The sequence below is a fragment of the Streptomyces sp. NPDC001904 genome (assembly GCF_040297005.1).
In the GTDB taxonomy this organism is placed as follows: domain Bacteria; phylum Actinomycetota; class Actinomycetes; order Streptomycetales; family Streptomycetaceae; genus Streptomyces.
Genome location: NZ_JBEOYI010000001.1, coordinates 379,791 through 401,867 on the forward strand (window position 1 = coordinate 379,791; position 22,077 = coordinate 401,867).

The window sequence follows — 22,077 nt, forward strand, 5'->3', positions numbered from 1 at the left end:
GAGTGCTCCTTGAGCGCACCACGGACCCCGTCGGGCCCCATCCGGAACTCCGGGTGGGGCCCGACGCCGTTCACCGGGGCGGCAGTTCCGGCCGCCTGCGGTCCGGTACGTCCGTGTAGTCGGGCGGGGTGAGGGCGCCCTGTTCGCGCAGCAGGGCGAGGGCCAGTTCGACCGCGTCGTCGAGCTGGGCGTGCCGGCCCTCCGCCCAGTCCAGCGGGGTGCGCAGCGCCTCGATGTCGGGGTCGACGCCGCGGTTCTCGATCGACCAGCCGTACTCGGGGAACCAGGCCGCGTTCATCGGCACCGTGATCGCCGTGCCGTCGCCGAGCCGGTGCCGTCCGGTCATGCCGACGACGCCGCCCCAGGTGCGCTGGCCGACGACGGGGCCGAGCGCGAGCAGCTTGAACGCGGCGGTGATCATGTCGCCGTCGGAGGAGGTCGCCTCGTCGGCGAGGGCGACCACAGGTCCGCGCGGGGCGTTGGACGCGTACGACACGGCCTGCGCGTTGCGGGTGAGGTCCCAGCCGAGGATCCTGCGGGACAGCTTCTCGACGACGAGTTCGCTGATGTGGCCGCCCGCGTTGCCGCGTACGTCGATGATGAGGGCGGGGCGGGAGACCTCCATGCGCAGGTCGCGGTTGAACTGGGCCCAGCCCGAGCCGCCCAGGTCGGGGATGTGCAGATAGCCGCACTTGCCGTTGCTCAACTCCCGTACGACGGCCCGGCGTTTGGCGACCCAGTCCTGATAGCGCAGGGGTCGTTCGTCGACCAGCGGGACCACCGCGACCCGGCGGGCCCGGCCGCCGCCCTCGGCCGGGTCGAAGGTCAGCTCGACCGTGGTGCCGCCGGCGCCCGCGAGCAGCGGGAACGGGCCCGCGACCGGGTCGACCCGGCGGCCGTCGACGTGGGTGAGCGCGGCGCCCTCACGGATGCCGGTGCCGGACAGCGGGGAGCGGGCCCGGGAGTCGGAGGAGTCGCCGGGCAGGATCCGGCTGATCACCCAGCTGCCGTCCCGGCAGACGAAGTTGGCGCCGAGCAGGCCCTGGGCGCGCTGGTAGTGCGGCGGGCCCTCGTTGCGGCGGGCGGGGGAGACGTAGGCGTGCGAGGTGCCGAGTTCGCCGAGCACTTCGCGCAGCAGGTCGGCGAACTCGTCGGGGGACGCGACCCGTTCGATCAGCGGCCGGTACTGGTCGAGGACGGCGTCCCAGTCGATGCCGCACATCTTCGGTTCCCAGAAGTAGGCGCGGATGATCCGGCCCGCCTCCTCGTAGGCCTGGCGCCACTCGGCGGCCGGGTCGACCTCGTGCAGGATGCGGCGCAGGTCGATGAAGACCGTGGAGTCGGAGTCGCCCGCCTCGGTGGCGGGGACGGCTTCCAGGTCGCCCTCGTCGGCGACGACGAGCCGGGTGCCGTCGCCGCTGACCGCGAACCAGTCCATGTGGTCGACGAGCTGGGTCTTCTTGCCCTTGCTGAGGTTGAAGTGTTCGAGGGTCGGCTGGGACGAGGTGTCGGCCGGGTTGGCGAACGTCTCGCCGAGCGCGCCGGAGATCGGCCAGCGCAGCCAGACCAGGCCGCCGCCGGAGACCGGGTGCAGCGCCGAGTACTTGGAGGCGGCGACCGGGAACGGCACGACACGGTTGGCGAGGCCCTCGATCTCGACGGTCGGGGTGCCGTCGCCGCCGGTGTCCTCGACCGGGTCGAGACCCCCGGCGGCGGTGCGTCCGTCGGGCGAGAGGGCGAAGGGGGAGGGGGTCGCGGAGGAGAGCGGTACGAGGTAGGGGCGGCAGCCGAGCGGGAAGGACAGGTCGCCGGTGTGCACGTCGTAGACCGGGTCGAAGCCGCGCCAGGACAGGAAGGCGAGATAGCGGCCGTCGCGGGTGAAGACCGGGTTCTCGTCCTCGAAGCGGCCGTTGGTGACGTCGACGACCGTGCGCTCGCCGGGGCCGGTGATGCGGGCCATCTTGATCTGGCGCAGGGAGCGGCCGATGCCCGGGTGGGACCAGGTCAGCCAGGCGCCGTCGGGGGAGAAGGCGAGATCGCGGACCGGGCCGTTCGTGGACCGGATCACCTCGGTGACCTCGGCGGTCTCCGTGGTCCCGGTGGCGGTGATCTCGGTGGCTCCGTCGCCGGGCACCGTGAGCAGCAGCAGGCGGCCGTCGTTGGAGGCGACGGCGAGGCGGCCGCCGTCGGGGTCGGAGACCAGTTCCTGCACCCGGCCGAGGCCGCCCGAGGCGAGCCGCCGGGGCGGGCGGTCGCCGCTGGCCCGGGGCAGGTAGGCGATCTCGACGGCGTCCTCGCCGGCGGCGTCGGTGACGTAGGCGACCTGTCCGCCGGAGCCCAGCATCTCGGGCAGCCGCACCCGGACGCCCGGGGTGTCGGCGATGGTGCGGGCCGGGCCGTCGCGGTGGGTGAGCCAGTACAGCGAGCCGCGGACGACGACCGCGCTGGCCCGGCCCGTCTCGTCGACGGAGAGCGAGTCGACGTGGCTGGCGGCCGGGACCTGGTAGGAGCGGCGCCCCGTGCGCGGCCCGCCGAGCCGCACCCGGAGTCTGCGCGGTACGGAGTCGGGCGCCAGCGAGTCCAGGATCCACAGCTCGCCCGCGCACTGGTAGACGACGCGGGTGCCGTCGGTCGAGGCGTGCCGGGCGTAGAAGGCGTCGTGGTCGGTGTGCCGGGTGAGGCCGGTGCCGTCGGGCAGGCAGGAGTAGACGTTGCCGATGCCCTCGTGGTCGGAGAGGAAGGCGATCCGGCCGCCCACGAACATCGGGGCGTCGAGGTGCCCGTCGAGGTCGGCGAGGATCCTTCCCCAAGCTCTCGAATCCGCTCGAGCAGGGGAGACCCCATGCCCGTACACCCACAGGCGGCCCTGGGCGCCGCCCCGGTAGCGCTTCCAGGCGGCCGGTTCGTGCGGGGGCGTGCCCGTGAGCAGCAGGGTCTGCCGTTCGCCGTCGATGTCGGCGATCTGGATGTCGGAGACCGGGCCCCAGGGGAGCTTGCCGCCGGGGGAGCCGTCGGTGGGGACGCTGTAGGCGAAGGTGAAGTAGGAGAAGGGCTCGCCGTGCGAGGCCACCGCGAGGATGTCGGCCCGGCCGTCCTTGTCCGGCGGTGTCCAGCCGCGGACCTGCGTGTCCACGCTGCCCCAGTACGTGAGCCGCCGCGCCGAGCCGCCGTCGACCGGCGTCAGATGGATCTCCGGGTCGAGGCTGCGCCAGTTCGTGTACGCGATGTGGGTGCCGTCGGGCGAGAAGCGCGGGTGGCTGACCTTCGTGCGGTCGACGGTGAGCCGCCAGGCTCTGGCCGAGCCGTCGAGCGGCGCGATCCAGAGATCGTCCTCGGCGGCGAAGCACAATCGCTCGCCGCTCAGGTGCGGGAATCGTAGGTAGGCCTGGGCTGCGTCGTCCTGGATCACCTCTTCATGCTTTTCCGCGATGTGGCCTCCGGCAACCGGGAGTGTTCTCGTCCGCGGGTTGCGCTGCGGCTGAGCGCGCCCACGCGGCGGAGCCGCACATCGGCACGGCCCCGCGCCCCTCACGGCGCTCGGTGTGGCGCAGCACACGAACGAAACTGTTTCGTTTCGTTAAAGGGGAGGGTATGTTCAGAGGCGTACGAACCCGGAGAGGTGAGGTCATGGTGGCCGAAGCGACAGCGAGACGCAGCCGGATCACGCCCGAGCGCGAGGCGGAGCTGTACGCGGCCGTGCTCGACCTGCTCCGGGAGGTCGGTTACGACGCCCTGACGATGGACGCCGTGGCCACCAGGACCCGGGCCAGCAAGGCGACGCTCTACCGCCAGTGGGGCGGCAAGGCCGAGCTGGTCGTGAAGGCGCTGCGGCACCAGAAGCCGCACTTCGACGAGGTCGACACGGGCTCGCTGCGCGGCGATCTGCACGCGATGGTGCTCCGTGACGACGACTGTCACATGGAGCAGAACAGCGCGCTGATGCGCGGCCTGATGGTGGCCGTGCACGCCAACCCCGACCTGCTGGCCGCCTTCAAGGAATGGATCGTCGAACCGGAGATGTCCGGTGTGGACCGCGTGCTGCAGAGAGCGGTGGACCGAGGTGAGATGCGGGCCGACAACCCGGCGCGCGACTACATCATCCACATGCTGATCGGCGGTTTCGCCACCCGGACGCTCATCGACGAGCAGCCGCCCACCCAGGCCTACCTCACCTCGTACATCGACGCAGTGGTTCTCCCCGCCCTCGTCGCCTGAGCTCCTCCCGAAGCCCAGACCCCGTTCACCTGACGCGCACCGCTCAACGTCGTCGGGCTGATTTTCCCTGCCCTGGGGGCCCGAGCCCCGACCCCACGACCTGACCGGAGTACGCCTTCGTGGCCACCTTCCTCTACAAACTCGGCAAGTTCGCCTTCCGCCGACGGCACTTCGTCGCCCTGATATGGGTGGCGCTGCTGACCCTCGCGGGCGTCGGCGCCGCCTCCGCGCCGACCGCCGCCTCCAGCTCCTTCTCGATCCCCGGGACCGAGGCGCAGAAGGCCTTCGACCTGCTCGACCAGCGCTTCCCGGGCTCGGCCGCCGACGGCGCGACCGCCCGGGTCGTCTTCAAGGCGCCCGCCGGTGAGAAGCTCACCGACGCCGCCAACAAGGCGGACATCCAGGACACCATCTCCGCGATCAAGTCCAGCTCGAAGCAGGTCGCCTCCGTCGCGGACCCGTTCGCGGGGAACACGGTCAGCAAGAACGGCACGATCGCCTACACCTCGGCCTCGTACAAGGTCTCCTCGATGGAGCTGACCGACGACGACCGGGACGCGCTGCAGAAGGTCATCGACGACGCCAAGGACACCGGGCTGACCGTCGAGGTCGGCGGTGACGCGCTCCAGGCCATGCCGGAGACCGGTGCGACCGAGGTCATCGGCATCGCGGTGGCGGCCGTCGTGCTCGTGATCACCTTCGGCTCGCTGATCGCGGCGGGACTGCCGCTGCTCACCGCGCTGATCGGCGTCGGCATCGGCGTCTCGACGATCACGGCGCTCGCCAACGCCCTGGACCTGGGCTCCACCACCTCCACCCTCGCGATGATGATCGGCCTCGCCGTCGGCATCGACTACGCGCTGTTCATCGTCTCCCGCTTCCGCGCGGAGCTGGCCGAGGGCCGCGAGCGCGAGGAGGCCGCCGGACGGGCCGTCGGCACCGCCGGTTCGGCCGTCGTCTTCGCCGGGCTCACCGTCGTCATCGCGCTCGTCGGCCTGGCCGTCGTCAACATCCCGATGCTCACCAAGATGGGCGTGGCCGCGGCCGGCACCGTCGCCATCGCCGTGCTCATCGCGCTCACCCTCATCCCGGCGCTGCTCGGCTACGCGGGCAAGCGCGTTCACGGCCGCAAGGCCCGCAAGGCCGCCGAGTCCGGTACGAAGACCGAGGCCAAGGCCAACATGGGCACCCGCTGGGCCCGCTTCGTGCTGCGCCGCCCGGTCGCCGTCCTCGTCGTCGGCATCCTCGGCCTGGGCGCGATGGCGGTCCCGGTCGCCTCGCTCGAACTCGGCCTGCCGGACGACGGCAGCCAGCCCACCAGCACCACCCAGCGCAAGGCGTACGACCTGCTCTCGGAGGGCTTCGGGCCGGGCTTCAACGGCCCGCTGATGACCGTCGTCGACGCCCGGGGCGCCGACGATCCGAAGGCCGCCGTCGACGACGTCGTCTCGACGATCAAGAAGACCAAGGGGGTCGCGGCCGTCGCGCCGGCGACCTTCAACAAGGCGGGCGACACCGCCATCATCAGCGTCGTCTCGAAGTACAAGCCCTCCTCGGTGCAGACCGAGGACGTCGTGCACGACATCCGCGCGGCGGGCAAGGACATCAAGGCCGACAGCGGCGCCGAGCTGAGCGTCACCGGCTCCACCGCCATGAACATCGACGTCTCGCAGAAGCTGAACGACGCGCTCGTGCCGTACCTGGCCCTGGTCGTCGGCCTGGCGTTCCTGCTCCTGATGGTCGTCTTCCGCTCGGTCCTGGTCCCGCTCAAGGCGGCGCTCGGCTTCCTGCTCTCGGTGCTCGCCGCGCTCGGCGCCGTCGTCGCCGTCTTCCAGTGGGGCTGGCTCGGCTCGCTCTTCGGCGTCGAGCAGACCGGTCCGGTCATGTCGATGATGCCGATCTTCATGGTGGGCGTGGTCTTCGGTCTCGCGATGGACTACGAGGTGTTCCTCGTGACCCGGATGCGGGAGGCGTACGTCCACGGGGAGCGCCCGGCGCAGGCGATCGTCACCGGGTTCCGGCACGGGGCCCGGGTGGTCAGCGCCGCCGCCGTCATCATGATCGCCGTGTTCGCGGGCTTCATCGGCTCGTCCGAGCAGATGGTGAAGATGATCGGCTTCGGCCTCGCGATCGCCGTCTTCTTCGACGCGTTCATCGTCCGCATGACGATCGTGCCCGCCGTCCTGGCGCTGCTCGGCAAGCGCGCCTGGTGGCTGCCGAAGTGGCTGGACAAGGCGCTGCCGAACGTCGACGTGGAGGGCGAGGGCCTGAAGACGGCCTCCGGCGCCGCGGACAAGGACGACGACGGCGACCGGGAGCTGGTCAGCGCCTGATCAGCCGGTAGTGGTCGCCGGGGTGGTGGCCGTGTACGTACGACGCAGGAAGCGGATCAGCGCCTTCACGTCGAACTGCACGACCGCCACCCCTTCGCGTGCGTGGAACTCGATGACCGCCTGGACCCGGCCGCACGGCCAGATGCGGATGTCACCGCCGGCGGCGGGCGCGCGAAGGCCGCGTTCGAGCAGCTCGCGCGGGAAGGTCCACTCGCCCTCCGGCGCGGGCAGCGCGACCCGGACCTGGCCGTCCCCGCCGTAGCGGAGGACCACCGGTACGGCCCGTCCGTCCGCGGCGCCGGTGACGAGATGGGCGCGGGCGTACTGCTCGACGTACTGCTCGTCGGCACTCATGAGTCAAATGTCCCATATGTACAGCAATCCGGGCCAGGAGTAATTGATCGGGGGGCGCTCTTGCGAAGGGTTCGCAACAAGGCACTATCATCGAACGGTTAACCAAGCTGCCGAGCGCCGGAGATCTCCGCCATGCATGTCCCCGACGGATTCATCAACGCCCCCGTCTCGGCGGCCGCCGGTGTCGTCGCCGCGGGCGCCGTAGCCGTCAGCCTGCGCGGCGCCCGCCGCGAGCTGGACGAGCGCACCGCCCCGCTCGCGGGCCTCGTCGCCGCCTTCATCTTCGCCGTGCAGATGCTCAACTTCCCGGTCGCCGCGGGCACCTCGGGCCATCTCCTCGGCGGTGCCCTCGCCGCGATACTCGTGGGCCCCTACACAGGGGTCCTGTGCGTCTCCGTCGTGCTGCTCATGCAGGGCGTGCTCTTCGCCGACGGCGGCCTGACCGCGCTCGGCGTGAACATCACGGACATGGCGATCACCACGACCGTCGTCGCCTACCTGGTCTTCCGCGGCCTGGTGAAGGTGCTGCCGCGGGGCCGCCGCTCGATCACGGTGGCGTCCTTCGCCGCCGCGCTCCTGTCGGTCCCGGCCGCCGCCGTGGTCTTCACCCTCATCTACGCCATCGGAGGGACCGCCGACGTCTCGCTCGGCAAGGTCGCCACCGCCATGGTCGGCGTGCACGTCCTGATCGGCATCGGCGAGGCCGTCATCACCGCGCTCACCGTCGGCGCGGTCGTCGCCGTCCGGCCCGACCTGGTGTACGGGGCCCGCGGCCTGACCGCGCCGCTGAAGCTGAAGGTCGGCGGGGAACTCGTCGATGCCCCGGCCGCGCCCGCCGCCCCGGTCGCCGCCCGCTCGCACCGCAAGATCTGGATCACCGGCCTGATCACGTCCCTCGTGCTCGCCGGATTCGTCTCCTTCTACGCCTCGGCGAACCCCGACGGCCTGGAGAAGGTCGCCCACGACCACGGCATCGACAGCAAGGCCAAGGCGCACGCCTCCTCCGACTCCCCGCTCGCCGACTACGGCGTCAAGGACGTCACCGACGCCCGGCTCTCCGGCGGCCTCGCCGGGGTCATCGGCGTCGGCGTGACGGTCGTCGCGGGCTCCGCGGTCTTCTGGGCGCTGCGCAGGCGGCGTACGGGCGACGCGGCCTCGACCGGGATCACGGCCGACCGGACGACCGTCTGACATGGGCGCGGGTCACGCACACCGGCTCTACCGGCACGGGCACTCGCCCGTGCACGCACTGCCCCCGCACACCAAGCTGGCCGCCGTCTTCTGCTTCGTGGTCGTCGTGGTCTCCACGCCCCGCGAGGCGATGTGGGCGTTCGCCCTGTACGCGCTGCTGCTCGTGGCGGTGGCCTGCGCGGCGAAGGTGCCCGCCGGCCATCTGCTCAAGCGGCTGCTCATCGAGATCCCGTTCGTCGCCTTCGCGGTCCTCATGCCCTTCGTCGCGGAGGGCGAGCGCGTGCACGTCCTCGGGATGTCGCTCAGCGAGAGCGGCCTGTGGGGCGCCTGGAACGTGCTCGCCAAGGGCACCCTCGGCGTCGCCGCCTCCGTGCTGCTCGCCTCCACGACGGAGCTGCGCGAGCTGCTGCTCGGCCTCCAGCGCCTGAAGCTGCCGCCGCTCCTGGTCCAGATCGCGTCGTTCATGATCCGGTACGGGGACGTGATCACGGACGAGATGCGGCGCATGAGGATCGCGCGGGAGTCGCGCGGCTTCGAGGCGTCCGGGGTGCGCCACTGGGGCGTGCTCGCCAAATCGGCGGGCGCCCTCTTCATCCGCTCCTACGAGCGCGGCGAGCGCGTGCACCTCGCCATGGTCAGCCGCGGCTACGCGGGTTCGATGCCGGTGATCGACGAGGTGACGGCGTCGCGCACGCAGTGGTCGTACGCGCTCGCCCTGCCGAGTGCGGCGCTCGTGGTGTGTCTGCTGGGATGGATGCTGTGACTACTGCTTCTCTGGACGTGTCCGGGCTCGCCTTCGCCTACCCCGACGGGCACCAGGCCCTCTTCGGCGTCGACTTCTCCGTCGGCCGCGGCGAACGCGTCGCCCTCCTCGGGCCGAACGGCGCGGGCAAGACCACCCTGGTCCTGCACCTCAACGGCATCCTGACCGGCGGCGCCGGAACCGTGAAGGTCGCGGGGATGCCCGTCGACAAGCGGAACATGGCGGAGATCCGGCGCAAGGTCGGCATCGTCTTCCAGGACCCGGACGACCAGCTCTTCATGCCCACCGTCCGCGAGGACGTCGCCTTCGGCCCGGCCGCCGCCGGGATGAAGGGCGCGGAGCTGGAGGCACGCGTCCACACGGCGCTCTCCCTGGTCGGCATGGCGGAGTTCGCGGACCGCCCCCCGCACCACCTCTCCTTCGGCCAGCGCCGCCGGGTCGCCGTCGCCACCGTGCTCGCGATGGAGCCCGAGATCCTGGTCCTGGACGAGCCGTCCTCCAACCTCGACCCGGCCTCGCGCCGCGAACTCGCCGACATCCTCAGGTCGCTGGACGTGACGGTCCTGATGGTCACCCACGACCTGCCGTACGCGCTCGAACTCTGCCCGCGCGCACTCATCCTCAGCGACGGCGTGATCGCGGCCGACGGCCCGACCGGCGACCTGCTCATGGACGAGGACCTGATGCGCGCCCACCGCCTGGAACTGCCCTTCGGCTTCGACCCGGCCTCCGTGGCGGGACGGCGCTGACCCCCGCCGCCGGAATCATCCCGTGCCGCTCCCTGTTGCCTGCAGTGTGGAGACAGCAGTGAACGGCACGACGGACCCCCGATTCGAAGGCGTACGCACCGCTTTCGCCGAGAATTTCACGGCCCGCGGTGAGCGCGGAGCCGCCGTCGTCGTCTACGAGGACGGGCACAAGGTCGTCGACCTGTACGCCGGCACCCGCGACGTGGAAGGTACCGGGCCCGCCTGGGAGTCCGGCACCGCGCAGATCCTGCGCTCCGCCACCAAGGGCGTCGCCGCGGCCGCGCTGCTGCTGCTCCACCAGCGCGGCGCCCTCGACCTGGACGCGCCGGTCGGGACGTACTGGCCCGAGTTCAAGGCGCACGGCAAGGAGAACGCCCGGGTCCGCGACGTGCTCGCGCACCGCGCCGGGATCCCCGCCCTCGACCGGCCGCTGACCCCCGCCCAGGCCCTCGACCCGGAGCGCGCCGCCGCGGCCGTCGCCGCGCAGGCCCCGTCGTGGGCACCCGGCACCGACCACGGCTACCACGCGCAGACGTACGGCTGGCTCACGGCGGAGCTGGTGCGCCGGGTCACCGGGCGCGACATCGGGTCCTTCGTCGCGGACGAGATCGCCGGACCGGCCGGTGCCGACGTGTGGATCGGGCTGCCGGACGCACTGGCCCACCGGGCGGGCCGGGTGGGCCCGGTCGAGTCGCCGGTCGCCGCGGGCGGGCTGCGGGCGCGGCCCAGCCGCCGCATCGCCGAGGCGTACGGCGACCCGGACTCGCTCACCCGCCGCACCTTCGGGTCCGTCGACCCGGCCCCCGACGAGAACGACCCGGCGTACCGGGCCGGACAGCTCGCGGGCTCCAACGGCATCGGCACGGCGGACGGCCTCGCCCGCTTCTACGCCTCGCTGATCGGCGAAGTGGACGGCGGCAGGCGGCTGTTCACCCCGGAGACGGCCCGGCTCGCCCGCACCGAGGCGTCCTCGGGCCCCGACCGGGTCCTGGTCGTCCCCTCGCGCTTCGGACTCGGCTACATGCTGCACGGCGTCGCCTCCCCGCTGCTGTCGCCGCACTCCTTCGGTCACCCGGGCCGCGGCGGCGCGCTCGGCCTCGCCGACCCGGAGTCCGGCATCGCCCTCGGCTATGTGACGAACGGGATGCGCACGGGCGTCACCGCCGACCCGCGCGCTCAGGCGCTGGTCAGGGCCGTACGGGAGGCGCCGGTCCGCCACAGCGGGGCGTAGCCCAGCAGCAGGAGCACCGCGCCGAGCGGGATCAGGTCCTTGGTGGTCAGCGGCAGCAGCGAGGCGGCGAAGACGAGGCACGGCGCCCACACCGGCAGTCTGCGCAGCGCGTACAGGCGCACGGCGAGGACGACCTGGCCGATGAAGAAGAACATCGGGCCGACGGCGTAGAAGGCGAGTTCGGCGCCCGGCAGTGAACCGAAGGTGTCGGACAGGCGCCCCATCTCGGCGTGGTCGGCGGCCATCAGGCCCGTCACGATGTCCACGCCGAACTGCACGGCGAGGGCGAACGATCCGGCGACGGCGGCGACCAGACCGGCCGTCGCCCAGCGGTCGGACCGTCCGGCGGCCGCGCGCATCGCGACGAACGCCCGCACGAAGAAGCCGAGCCCGACGAGGAAGCAGAGGTGCCCGGTGGTCCAGGCGAGCCCGGGGCCCTTGGTGCCGTCCAGGCCGTCGAGGAGCCGGACGACGCCGTACGCGCCGAACAGGGTGGGCGCGATGACGTATGCGCTGCGAGGTGAGGTCATGCGCCGAGTCTGTTCGCGTCACCGCCCCAATTCGACCCGGAGAAGCCCTGCTTGAACCCGTAGGCCACCCTGAGTGATCCCTGGGGGATGTCCCGGGTAGCGTCCCGGCCATGACACGTTTCGAGGGACACACGGCCCTGGTCACCGGCGCCGGACGCGGAATCGGCGCCGCCGTCGCCCAGCGGCTCGCGACGGAGGGCGCGAGCGTCCTCGTCACCGACATCGACCTCCCCGGCGCCCGTAAGACGGCCGCCGATATCCGCGAACAGGGCGGCACGGCAGTGGAGTTCGGCTGCGACGTGGGCGACAAGGACTCCGTCCGGGCCGCCGTCGCGCACGCCGTCGACACCTTCGGCCGGCTGGACGTGCTGGTGAACAACGCCTACGGCTGCCACGCCGACGCCCCGCTGTTCGAGGACGAGGACGACGAGGGCTGGGCCCGGGACCTCGATCTCAGCCTCACCGGCGCCTACCGGTGCAGCCGCGCCGCCCTCCCGCACCTGGTCGCCTCCGGCCGCGGCGCCATCGTCAACATCGGCTCGGTGAACGGCATCCAGGACTTCGGCAACCACGCCTACAGCGCCGCGAAGGCCGGCCTCGCGTCGCTGACCCGCACGCTCGCCGGGCACGCGGGCCCGCGCGGGGTGCGGGTCAATCTCGTGGCGCCGGGGACGGTCCGCACGCGGGCCTGGACGGACGGCGGACGCGACCCGGATTCCGTACGGGGTTTCTATCCCCTCGGGCGGGTCGGGGAGCCGGAGGACATCGCGGCGGCCGTGGCGTTCCTGGCGTCGCGGGACGCGGCATGGGTGACCGGGGTGGTGCTGCCGGTCGACGGCGGCCTCACCGCCGTCCACACGGGCTTCAAGGGCACGTCGGCCTAGCGCGCCGGGGGGATCATTCCCGTACGTCCACCACCGCGGCGCCCGCGTGCGCGATCAGGTCGGCGGGTGCCATCGGGAAGACGGTGTGCGGGGTGCCGGCCGCCGCCCACACGGTGTCGTGGGCGAGCAGCGAGCGGTCGGCGAGCACCCGGGTCCGGTTCACGTGCCCGAAGGGCGGGATGCCGCCGATCGCGTACCCGGTGAACTCCCGCACCACGTCCGCCTTGGCCCGGGTCACCTTCCCGGCGTCCAGCTCGCGCCGGACCAGCTCGACGTCGACCCGGGAGGCGCCGTCCATGAGGACCAGAACGGGCACGCCGTCCGCGGCGAAGATCAGCGACTTGCAGATCTGGCTGAGCGCGCAGCCGATGGCGTCCGCCGCCTCCTGCGCGGTACGGGCCCCCTCGGGGAAGGAGCGGACGCGCGGCAGGAGGTCGGCGAGCCCCATCGAGGTCACCGCCTCGGCGAAGCGGGGGTGGGCGGTGCGGGGTCCGGCGGATTCGGTCGAGGACGTCATGGGCGGCACGCTAGTGGTCCGTGTGCCGCCCACGCGACCCGGTTCCGACGGCCGGTGTCAGCCGCCGGTGAGGAGCATCTGCCGGACGACCGGGCCCGCCGAGTCGCCGCCGTGCCCGCCCGCCTGCACCACGGCCGCCGAGGCGAGATCACCGCGGTACGCCGTGAACCAGCCGTTCGGCTGCTTCTGTCCGTCGACCTCCGCCGAGCCGGTCTTCGCGCCCATGTCGGAGCCGAGCCCGGACATCGGCTCGACGGCCGTGCCCGCGACCGCCGTGTAGTGCATCAACTCCCGCAGGTCCGCGAGGGTCTTGGCGGACAGCGAGCGCGAGGCCTTCGCGAGCGTGCGGTGGTCGACGTCCGGCGAGACGAGGTACGGCTGGTGGAAGGTGCCGTTCTTCACGGTCGCCGCGACCGACGCCATGTTCAGCGGGTTCATCCGCACGCCGCCCTGCCCGATCAGCGAGGCGGCCATCTGCGCGTCCGACTGCACGGGCACCGAGCCGTCGAAGCTGGGCACGCCCACCGCCCAGTTGTTCATGCCGAGCCCGAAGACCTGCTGCGCCTGCTTGGTCAGCGAGTCGTCGTCCAGCTTCGGCGCCTGGCTGATGAAGGCCGTGTTGCAGGACCGGGCGAAGCTGGCCTTGAACGTGCCGTTCTTGATCTGGAACTTGTCGTCGTTCTGGAACTTCCAGTGCCCGTACGTGAAGTACTTCGGGCACGGGTGTTCCTTGTCCACGCCCGCCAGGCCCTTCTCCAGGAGCAGCGACGACGTGATGACCTTCATCGTCGAGCCGGGCGCCAGGGAGCCCTGGAAGGCGGTGTTGAAGCCGGGGCTGGAGTTGGCGACGGCGAGGATCTCGCCGGTCGACGGCCGGATCACCACGACCGAGGCCCGCTTGCGCGAGGCGACCTGCTTCTCGGCCGCCGCCTGGAGGGTCGGCGACAGCGTGGTCGTGACCTTGCCGGGCGTGCCCTCGGAGAGGGTGAGCAGGGTCTTGTCCGGCTGGGCGTCCTTCTCCGACTTCCCCGACGACGCCTTGCGCACGACGCGCAGTTCGACGCCCGCGGTGCCGCCCGCGGTCTTGCCGAACTTCTCGCGCAGCCCGTCCACGACGGTGGCGAGCGACGGGTACTTCTTCAGGTCCAGCTCGGTGCCGTCCCGGTCCACGGCCTTGACCGGCGGGTCGCCCGCCTCGCCGGTGACCAGCCGGTCGCCGTCCTTCAACTCGGGGTGCACGACGGACGGCTGCCAGCCGACGAGCACCTTGCCGTCGCTCTTGCGGCGCACGGCCGTGAGCGAGGAGTCGTAGGCGAGGGGCTTGCTCAGCTTCTCGCCCGTACCGGCCTTGCCCTTGTCGGAGGCGCCCGGGTCGTAGGCGACCGTCGACGTCACGTGGAACGGCACCTTCGTGCCCGTCCGCTGCCCCGGCGTCAGCTTCACGTCGGTGAGGTGGGCGTCCTTGGTCAGTCCGGTGAGCGCCTTCTCGGCGGCGCTCGCGTCGTCGGTGTACGTGGCCGCCTTCGCCGCGTCGCCGTGCTGCCAGGCGGTGAGGAAGCCGTCGGCCGCCGCGCGCACCTCCTTGGCGGAGGGCGGGCCCGTCCTGATCTTCGGTTTCTCGTCGGCCGACGCCGAACTGCCGTCCCGGCTGCCGGAACCCTCCATCAGGGCGTAGGCGCCGACGCCGGCTCCGACGACGGCGACGACAGCGGCGCCGCCGATCACCAGGGCGTTGAAGTTGCGGCGCGCCGCCGGTTCGGGGCGCTTGCCTCTGGTGCCCAACGTGTCCCTCCGGGGGTGTAGCGGACGGTAAGCCTAGCCCCGCCAGGGGCGCGGGGAACCTGTGCGGCCAGCCGCCTGCAAGCCGCGTCCGCCGTAGTACATAACGCCGTGGACGCGGCTGCGGTTTCGTTGTGGTTGCTCGCGAAGTTCCCCGCGCCCCCCTGACGGGGCGCTGCTCACCCGGCGTTCTTGAGCACGGCCGCCACGATGGGGCCCGCCGCCGTGCCGCCGTGGCCGCCGTTCTCCACCATCGCCGCGGCGGTGGCGACCCCGTCGCGGAAGCCGGTGAACCAGGAGTCGGACACCGCCTGGCCGTCGCTCTCCGCCGAGCCCGTCTTGGCGCCGATGTACCCGGGCACCCCGGCCATCGCCTGGGTGGCCGTGCCGATCGGCGAGGTCGCCGTGGCGTGCATCATCGCCCTCAGCTGGGTCACGGTCGGCCCCGGAAGGCCCTGCGCGGTGGCCAGTCGGCGGTCGCCGTACTTCGGGGAGACGAGGATCGGCTGGCGGAACGTCCCGGTGATGGCGGTCGCGGTGACCGACGCCATGTTCAGCGGGTTCATCTGCACATTGCCCTGGCCGATCATCCCGGCCGGGTCCTGCGAGTCGCCGTTGACCGGGACGTTGCCGTCGAACGACGGGATGCCGGTCTGCCAGTCCTGGTCCTTGCCGAGGCCGAACCGCTGGCCTGCCTCCGTCGCGAACTTGTCGGCGCCCAGGTCGTCGGAGAGCTTGATGAAGGACGTGTTGCAGGACCGCTGGAAGCTGCTGCTGAGCGTCGCGTTCGCGTCGGGCGCCATGCCCTTGAGGTTGTGGAAGGTCTGGCCGAGCGCCAGCACCGAGTCCGCGCACGGGGCGTTGGAGTTCATCGAGGACAGGACCCGGTTGTCGAGCAGCGCCGCCGCGGTGACGATCTTCATCGTGGAGCCGGGCGCCCGGCTCGCCGAGAAGGCCGCGTTGAACTCCCCGTACCCGTGGTTGGCGACCGCCAGCACTCCGCCGGTCTGCGGGTGGACGGCCACCACGGCCGCCTTCGGGAACTTCGTCACCGCCTGCTCGGCCGCGGCCTGCGCGCTCGCGCTGATCGTCGTACGGAGCTTGCCGGGCTTGCCCTTGGTGAGGGTCACCAGCGTCTTCGCGGTCGTCGTCGTGCCGTCGGCGCCGGTCCGCTCGATGGACGTCTCCACGCCGGGCGAACCCCCGGCCTCGTCCCCGTACTTGGCGCGCAGCTGTTCGAGGATCGGGCCGAGCGACGGGTACTTCTCCGCGGTCAGCACCGTCCCGTTGCGGTCCACGGCCTCGATGGGGGGCGCGGCCGCCTCGCCGGTGACGAGCTTGTCGCCCTTGCGCAGGTCCGGGTGGAGCACGGACGGCTCCCAGTCGACCAGCGGGCGGCCCGTGGTCCGGCCGCGGACGACCGTCAGCGACGACGCGTACTCCAGCGTCCTGGTCTTCTTGTCGTAGGCGACCGTGGCCTTCACCTTGAACGGCACCTCGGCGCCGGCCGGCTTGCCCGCGGTCAGCACGGTGCGCGTGACGAACGCGTCGTCGTGCCAGCCCTCCAGCGCCGCCAGCGCGCCGTCGGCGTTGTTGGTGTAGTGCGACGCCGCCGCCGGGTCGTTCTTCGCCCACGCCGTCAGGAACTTCGCCGACGTCTCCTTGATCTCCTCGCTCGTCGGCGGGCCGGTCGGCCTGGCCGGCGACCCGCTCAGCGACGACGAGCCGCCGTCCCCCATGACCGCCGAGATGATGTTGTAGGCCCCGTACCCGGCGCCGCCCACCATCACGGTGAACACCCCGCCGACTATGGCGACCTTGACCCCCTTGCGCATGAGCGCCTTCCCTCCCCAGGTTGACGAAGGGGACTCTAGGCACGCCGGAGGCGGTCGGGTCGGGCTGTTTTCCACTTGGTGTCCGAAGGTGTCCGAAGAGTGATCACAAATACGGCTGAAAGAGGTCTGGACCCGGGTGTTCGGTCACATCCGTGAACGGCGCGGTTAATCCCGTTGTCCTGCCCCTGCACCCCTGACAAGATCGCTCACCGATCACCTTCTTTGCGCCCGAAAGGCGACTGAATGACCTTGCTGAGCAGCTCTGCTCTTCGTTTTTCCTCCGTGCCGGGCCCCGGTGCGGAGCTGGACCACGTCCTGGCCCTCTCCTCCCGCGAGCCCGTGTGGCGGCTGTCCGCCGACGCGTACCGGGAGGAGGCCGCCCAGCGGCAGTACCGCCCGGAGTGGACCTGGGCCGCCCTGGACGGGGACGGCCGGGTACTGGCCCGCGCCCTGTGGTGGGGGCAGAGCGACAGCACGCACCCGCTCGCGCTGGACTGCCTCGCGACCGCGGACGAGGTGCCGCTCGCCGAGCGCGCCGAGCTGGCCGCGGCGCTCCTCGACGCGGGGCACCGCGCCTTCCGCGAGACCGGCGCGCAGACCCCGCCGCTGTACAACCTGCTGCGTCTGCCCGGCTCGTGGCGCGACGACCCCGAGTACGTCCCCGCCGTCGCCTGGCGCCAGGAGGCGGCCCGCCGCGCGGGGCTGGGCGTCGAGGTGGAGCGGCTGCAGTTCGAGTGGACGCCCGAGGACGGCCTGCCCGCCGCGCCCGAGCGCCTGGTGTTCTCCCCGGAGCCGGACGACGAGGTCTTCCTCGACGCGATGATGCGGGTCGCCGAGGGCACCCTCGACGCCCACACCGTGGAGAGCGAGGCGGCGGACGGCCGGGAGGCCGCCGCCCGCGAAAGCCTGGAGTTCTACCTCGACCGCCCCGGCAAGCGGGAGTGGTGGCGCCTCGCCCGCACCCCGGACGGCGCCCTGGCCGGCCTGGCGATCCCGTCGGCCACTCCGTACCACCGCAACGTCGGCTACCTCGGCGTCGTCCCGGAGCTGCGCGGCCGCGGCCACGTCTCGGAGATCCTCGCCGCCATCACCCGCTTCCAGGCCGAGGACGGCGCGGACCGCGTGACGGCCACGACCGACCTCGGCAACCGCCCCATGGCGGAGGCGTTCACCCGCGCCGGATACCGGAACACCGAGACCCGGATCATCTTCTCCGCACCGGCGCAGTAGCGAGCAGGAGCGGGAGAGGGGGCGCGGCCCGGGCCGCGCCCCCTCTCGCTCACCGCATCCGTGCGGCTAGACCCAGGTGTCCAGCCACATCCGGGAGCGCCACGAGTCGATCGGGATGGCCGTGCCCGTGTAGATCGGCCAGAAGTACACGAAGTTCCACACGATCAGCAGGACGAGCACGCCCGCGCCCGCCGCTCCGGCCATCCGCCGGCGTTCGCTCGATCCCGGCCTGCCGATGATGCCGCCCAGCATCATCGCGAGGGCGAGGCAGAGGAACGGCGCGAAGACGACCGCGTAGAAGTAGAAGATCGTCCGCTCCTGGTAGTTGAACCAGGGGAGATAGCCCGCGGCGATGGCGCACGCGATCGCGCCCGCCCGCCAGTCGCGCTTGAACAGCCAGCGCCACAGCACGTAGAGCACCGCGAAGCAGGCCGCCCACCACAGCAGCGGGGTGCCGAGGGCGAGGACCTCGCGGGCGCACTTCTCGGTCGCGTCCGCCGGGCAGCCGTCCTGGCCCGCCGCCGGTGACTCGTAGAAGTACGAGACCGGACGGCCGTCGACCATCCAGCTCCACGGGTTGGACTGGTAGGTGTGCGCGGAGGTCAGGTGGGTGTTGAACTCCCAGACCTCGTGCTCGTAGTGCCACAGGCTGCGCACCCAGTCGGGCAGCCAGGTGAAGTGGCCGCCCTTGCCCGCGGTCACCGCCCAGTTGCGGAAGTAGCCGCCGGAGCCGTCGTCGGGGGAGAGGATCCAGCCGAGCCAGGACAGCAGGTACGTGGCGACCGCGACCGGGACCGTGACCAGGAACGCCGGGAACACGTCGTGCTTGAGCACGGCGGCGTAGGGCCGCTCGGCGCCGGCGACCCGGCGCGTACCGACGTCCCACAGCACCGTCATGACGGCGAAGAAGGCCACATAGATGAAGCCGTTCCACTTCGTGCCGCAGGCCAGGCCCAGGCAGATCCCGGCGAGCAGCCGCCACGGGCGCCACCCCAGGCGGAACGTGGCGGCGATGTGCGCGTCGGGGCGGACCAGCCCGTGTTCGTCCACCGGCAGCGCCGCCGCGAGGCGTTCCCTGGTCCGGTCCCGGTCGACGACCAGGCAGCCGAAGGCCGCGAGCACGAAGAACACCAGGATCGAGTCGAGCAGCGCGGTGCGGCTCATCACGAACGCGAGGCCGTCCACCATGAGCAGCACCCCGGCGAGGCAGCCCAGGAACGTCGAGCGGAACAGGCGGCGGCCGATCCGGCAGACCATCAGCACGCACAGCGTGCCGAGCAGCGCCGTCATGAACCGCCAGCCGAACGGATTGAAACCGAACAGCCATTCACCGATCCCGATGACGTACTTGCCGACCGGCGGATGCACGACGTACGAGGCGTCGGTCGGCAGCGGGATGTCGCCGTTGTTCTTCAGGATCAGGTCATTGGCGTCCTTCGGCCAGTTCACCTCGAACCCGCGGTGGATGAGTGCCCACGCGTCCTTGGCGTAGTACGTCTCGTCGAATATCACGGCCTTCGGGCTGCCGAGATTCCAGAACCGCAGCAGCCCCGCGAGGAACGTGACGAGCAGCGGCCCGCCCCAGCCCACGAGCCGGGACAGCTGCCCCGCGGTGAACCGGCTGAACCCGAACGACGCCCACAGCCGAGACGACGGCGCGGGGTACGACGGCGCGAGGCGCTCGCGGACGTCACCGTCTCTGACCTCCGTACCCCCCTCGGCCTCCGGGACCCGGTAGCCGAACCTGCGCAGACCGCGCAGCCACGCCGAGGCCTGCGGGGCCGCCTGGGGGGCCTGGTCCGGCGGGGGACTGGTCGCGTTCGCCTTGGCCGACGACGAGGTACTGGTCACCGCGCCATCGTAGGGAACGGCGCTGTGCGAGTCCCGTGTGAGGGCATGGCCGAGTCGGCCAAGCCCCGGCCCTGCGAGGATGGAGCCGTGACAGGAACCGCAGATTCAACCGAAACGCCGAGGGGGCCGGAGTCCGGAACGCTCGTGCTCGCCGGGACGCCCATCGGCGCCGTCTCCGACGCCCCGCCGCGGCTCGCCCAGGAGCTGGCCGTCGCCGACGTCGTCGCCGCCGAGGACACCCGCCGCATGAAGCGGCTGGCCCAGGCGCTCGGCGCGCAGGTCGGCGGGCGCGTCGTGTCGTACTTCGAGGGCAACGAGAGCGCGCGCACGCCCGAGCTGGTCGAGGCGCTGGCGGGCGGCGCGCGGGTGCTGCTCGTGACCGACGCCGGGATGCCGTCCGTGTCCGACCCCGGCTACCGCCTGGTCGCGGCGGCCGTGGAGCGGGACATCCGGGTCACCGCCGTCCCCGGGCCCTCCGCCGTGCTGACCGCCCTCGCCCTGTCCGGGCTGCCCGTGGACCGGTTCTGCTTCGAGGGCTTCCTGCCGCGCAAGGCCGGAGAGCGCCTCTCGCGCCTCAAAGAAGTGGCCGAAGAACGACGCACCCTCGTGTACTTCGAGGCCCCGCACCGCCTGGACGACACCCTCGCGGCGATGGCCGAGGCGTTCGGCGGCGAGCGCAGGGGCGCCGTCTGCCGCGAGCTGACCAAGACCTACGAGGAGATCAAGCGCGGCCCCCTGAAGGACCTCGCGGAGTGGGCCGCCGACGGGGTGCGCGGCGAGATCACCGTCGTCGTGGAGGGCGCCCCGGAGAAGTCCGCCGCCGACCTCACCCCCGATGAGCTGGTACGCAGGGTGCGCGTGCGCGAGGAGGCGGGGGAGCGGCGCAAGGAGGCCATCGCGGCGGTCGCGGCCGATGCCGGGCTACCCAAGCGGGTCGTCTTCGATGCCGTGGTCGCGGCAAAGAATGCCAATCGGAGCACCCCATAGGGGCGTAAAGGACCGACCCGGAAAGCAAAGCGAAGACCGGGTGGCAGGGCCCATACGGCAGGGAAGTGCCAAATCGGCTCCAACAGTCGACAGGTCTTTTGCGCTCGGCCCGGCGGAGGCGTCCACTGGTTGAAGGGACGCACCCGTCCCCACGCTGCCTCCGGGCAGCGCTTGTCCAGCGGACAAGAGGAGCTGGCATGAGCGAGTTCACGGCCTCCAAGACGGCCACCGGCACAACGGCCACCAGTACACCCGCGCACCCGGTGACGAGCCGTGACGCGGCGATATCCGTCGTCCACGAGGCGTACGCGTTCGCCTGCATGCGTTGCGGGCACGGCTGGGAGCAGTCGTACGAGATCGAGCACCACATCGACGGCGAGGGTGCGGAGTTCGTGATGTACGTGGCGAACGGTGAGCGGGTGCCGTCGCCACTGAGCAGCCCCACCTGCCTGAACTGCGGCGGGCACGTCGTACGGATCATGCGGTCCGGCCGCGTCAGTTCCGTGCACGACGTGCTGCAGCGCCAGCACGGCACACCGCCCACCGGGACCGCCGAGGTCCCCGAACAGGCCGCCGGATCCGGCGCGCACCACCACTGGCATCTGTCCGACCTCCTGCACCCCTTCAGCCACCACCGCAAGGACGGCCCGAAGGCTTCCTAGCCGGGGCTTCGTAGGATCGGGGGCATGAGCCCCGATCGTGCCAAGGACGTCACCCCGCCACCGCTGCCCGCACCGCTCGCGGTCGAGGTCGCCGACTCCCACACCCACCTGGACATGCAGGCGGGCACCGTGGAGGAGGCCCTCGCCAAAGCGGCCTCGGTGGGGGTGACGACCGTGGTGCAGGTCGGCTGCGACCTGGCGGGCTCCCGCTGGGCGGCCGAGACGGCGGCGGCCCACGCGGCCGTGCACGCCACCGTCGCCCTGCACCCCAACGAGGCGCCCCGCATCGTCCACGGCGACCCCGACGGCTGGTCCCGCCAGGGCGCCCGCACCCCGCTCGGCGACGCCGGGCTCGACGAGGCGCTGGCCGAGATCGACCGGCTCGCCGCGCTGCCGCAGGTCAAGGGCGTCGGCGAGACGGGCCTCGATCACTTCCGTACGGGACCGGAGGGCAAGGCCGCCCAGGAGCGGTCCTTCCGCGCCCACATCGAGATCGCCAAGCGGCACGGCAAGGCCCTCGTCATCCACGATCGCGAGGCCCACGAGGATGTGCTGCGCATCCTGAAGGAGGAGGGCGCCCCCGAGCGCACCGTCTTCCACTGCTACTCCGGCGACGCCGAGATGGCCCAAGTCTGCGCGGAGAACGGCTACTTCATGTCGTTCGCGGGCAACATGACGTTCAAGAACGCGCAGCCGCTGCGCGACGCCCTCGCCGTGGCGCCGTCGGAGCTGGTCCTCGTGGAGACCGACGCGCCGTTCCTGACCCCGGCCCCGTACCGCGGTCGGCCTAACGCCCCGTATCTCATTCCGGTCACGCTGCGGGCGATGGCCGAGGTGAAGGGCGTCACCGAAGAAGCCCTCGCGACGTCGGTCTCCGCCAATACGGCCCGCGCCTTCGGTTACTGACCCATAACGATCGGACCCGCTCACCTTCGGGCATGATCGCGACACAGCGTAGTCGCGCTG

Annotated in this window: 18 protein-coding genes; 11 read left to right on the forward strand and 7 right to left on the reverse strand. The window is 71.9% G+C overall.

Going from position 1 to position 22,077, the window contains the following annotated elements; genetic code table 11:
- Window positions 1-70: 70 nt before the first annotated feature.
- Window positions 71-3,409, reverse strand: coding sequence for a S41 family peptidase (locus ABT127_RS01690; protein WP_351443860.1), 3,339 nt, complete (start codon window positions 3,407-3,409; stop codon window positions 71-73).
- 218 nt (window positions 3,410-3,627) lie between these two features.
- Between ABT127_RS01690 and ABT127_RS01695 the strand changes: the two genes are divergently transcribed.
- Both ABT127_RS01695 and ABT127_RS01700 read left to right on the forward strand, forming a co-directional pair.
- Window positions 3,628-4,215 (forward strand): TetR/AcrR family transcriptional regulator, encoded by a 588-nt coding sequence (locus ABT127_RS01695; protein ID WP_351443861.1) that lies wholly within the window; start codon window positions 3,628-3,630, stop codon window positions 4,213-4,215.
- 119 nt (window positions 4,216-4,334) lie between these two features.
- The gene (locus ABT127_RS01700; protein ID WP_351443862.1) at window positions 4,335-6,548 is read left to right on the forward strand and encodes an MMPL family transporter; all 2,214 of its coding nucleotides are present in this window, start codon (window positions 4,335-4,337) and stop codon (window positions 6,546-6,548) included.
- Here ABT127_RS01700 and ABT127_RS01705 read toward each other — a convergent pair whose 3' ends face one another.
- Window positions 6,549-6,902, reverse strand: a complete 354-nt coding sequence (locus tag ABT127_RS01705) for an SsgA family sporulation/cell division regulator (RefSeq protein WP_351443863.1) — start codon at window positions 6,900-6,902, stop codon at window positions 6,549-6,551. It abuts the gene before it with no gap.
- Window positions 6,903-7,034: 132 nt separating this feature from the next.
- Here ABT127_RS01705 and ABT127_RS01710 point away from each other — a divergent pair, with 132 nt between their 5' ends.
- Genes ABT127_RS01710 through ABT127_RS01725 form a run of 4 tightly spaced genes read left to right on the forward strand, consistent with a single transcriptional unit; the run spans window position 7,035 to window position 10,836 of the window.
- On the forward strand, window positions 7,035-8,093 hold the full coding sequence (locus ABT127_RS01710; protein ID WP_351443864.1) for an energy-coupling factor ABC transporter permease: 1,059 nt from the start codon (window positions 7,035-7,037) through the stop codon (window positions 8,091-8,093).
- 1 nt (window position 8,094) lies between these two features.
- Window positions 8,095-8,856, forward strand: a complete 762-nt coding sequence (gene cbiQ, locus ABT127_RS01715) for a cobalt ECF transporter T component CbiQ (protein WP_351443865.1) — start codon at window positions 8,095-8,097, stop codon at window positions 8,854-8,856.
- Window positions 8,844-9,605, forward strand: a complete 762-nt coding sequence (locus tag ABT127_RS01720; protein WP_351443866.1) for an energy-coupling factor ABC transporter ATP-binding protein — start codon at window positions 8,844-8,846, stop codon at window positions 9,603-9,605. The genes cbiQ and ABT127_RS01720 overlap by 13 nt, the downstream gene beginning before the upstream one ends.
- A gap of 58 nt (window positions 9,606-9,663) precedes the next feature.
- Window positions 9,664-10,836: a serine hydrolase domain-containing protein gene (locus ABT127_RS01725; protein WP_351443867.1), complete on the forward strand. Its 1,173-nt coding sequence runs from the start codon at window positions 9,664-9,666 to the stop codon at window positions 10,834-10,836.
- Here the strand turns inward: ABT127_RS01725 and ABT127_RS01730 are convergent.
- Window positions 10,782-11,366: a hypothetical protein gene (locus ABT127_RS01730; protein WP_351443868.1), complete on the reverse strand. Its 585-nt coding sequence runs from the start codon at window positions 11,364-11,366 to the stop codon at window positions 10,782-10,784. The two genes, ABT127_RS01725 and ABT127_RS01730, sit on opposite strands and share 55 nt — an antisense overlap.
- A 110-nt stretch (window positions 11,367-11,476) precedes the next feature.
- Here ABT127_RS01730 and ABT127_RS01735 point away from each other — a divergent pair, with 110 nt between their 5' ends.
- Window positions 11,477-12,250: an SDR family NAD(P)-dependent oxidoreductase gene (locus ABT127_RS01735; protein WP_351443869.1), complete on the forward strand. Its 774-nt coding sequence runs from the start codon at window positions 11,477-11,479 to the stop codon at window positions 12,248-12,250.
- Window positions 12,251-12,263: 13 nt separating this feature from the next.
- Here the strand turns inward: ABT127_RS01735 and ABT127_RS01740 are convergent, their stop codons facing one another.
- The 3 genes from ABT127_RS01740 to ABT127_RS01750 all read right to left on the reverse strand — a co-directional run bounded on the left by ABT127_RS01740 (window position 12,264) and on the right by ABT127_RS01750 (window position 16,381).
- The gene (locus ABT127_RS01740; protein WP_351443870.1) at window positions 12,264-12,767 is read right to left on the reverse strand and encodes a YbaK/EbsC family protein; all 504 of its coding nucleotides are present in this window, start codon (window positions 12,765-12,767) and stop codon (window positions 12,264-12,266) included.
- Window positions 12,768-12,824: 57 nt separating this feature from the next.
- The gene (locus ABT127_RS01745) at window positions 12,825-14,549 is read right to left on the reverse strand and encodes a penicillin-binding transpeptidase domain-containing protein (protein ID WP_502971607.1); all 1,725 of its coding nucleotides are present in this window, start codon (window positions 14,547-14,549) and stop codon (window positions 12,825-12,827) included.
- Between the two features lie 176 nt (window positions 14,550-14,725).
- Window positions 14,726-16,381, reverse strand: coding sequence for a penicillin-binding transpeptidase domain-containing protein (locus ABT127_RS01750; RefSeq protein WP_351443871.1), 1,656 nt, complete (start codon window positions 16,379-16,381; stop codon window positions 14,726-14,728).
- 282 nt (window positions 16,382-16,663) lie between these two features.
- Here ABT127_RS01750 and ABT127_RS01755 point away from each other — a divergent pair, with 282 nt between their 5' ends.
- Window positions 16,664-17,611 carry a GNAT family N-acetyltransferase gene (locus tag ABT127_RS01755; RefSeq protein WP_351443872.1) on the forward strand — a complete coding sequence of 316 codons (948 nt, stop codon included), beginning with the start codon at window positions 16,664-16,666 and terminating at the stop codon, window positions 17,609-17,611.
- Between the two features lie 66 nt (window positions 17,612-17,677).
- Here ABT127_RS01755 and ABT127_RS01760 read toward each other — a convergent pair whose 3' ends face one another.
- The gene (locus ABT127_RS01760) at window positions 17,678-19,462 is read right to left on the reverse strand and encodes a dolichyl-phosphate-mannose--protein mannosyltransferase (RefSeq protein ID WP_351443873.1); all 1,785 of its coding nucleotides are present in this window, start codon (window positions 19,460-19,462) and stop codon (window positions 17,678-17,680) included.
- 144 nt (window positions 19,463-19,606) lie between these two features.
- Between ABT127_RS01760 and rsmI the strand changes: the two genes are divergently transcribed.
- The 3 genes from rsmI (at window position 19,607) to ABT127_RS01775 (ending at window position 22,017) form a co-directional block, all read left to right on the forward strand.
- Window positions 19,607-20,449, forward strand: a complete 843-nt coding sequence (rsmI, locus tag ABT127_RS01765; protein WP_351443874.1) for a 16S rRNA (cytidine(1402)-2'-O)-methyltransferase — start codon at window positions 19,607-19,609, stop codon at window positions 20,447-20,449.
- A 197-nt stretch (window positions 20,450-20,646) separates the two neighbouring features.
- On the forward strand, window positions 20,647-21,111 hold the full coding sequence (locus ABT127_RS01770; RefSeq protein ID WP_351443875.1) for a hypothetical protein: 465 nt from the start codon (window positions 20,647-20,649) through the stop codon (window positions 21,109-21,111).
- Between the two features lie 24 nt (window positions 21,112-21,135).
- Complete coding sequence (locus tag ABT127_RS01775) at window positions 21,136-22,017, forward strand: TatD family hydrolase (protein ID WP_351443876.1); 882 nt, start codon at window positions 21,136-21,138, stop codon at window positions 22,015-22,017.
- Window positions 22,018-22,077: the final 60 nt, after the last annotated feature.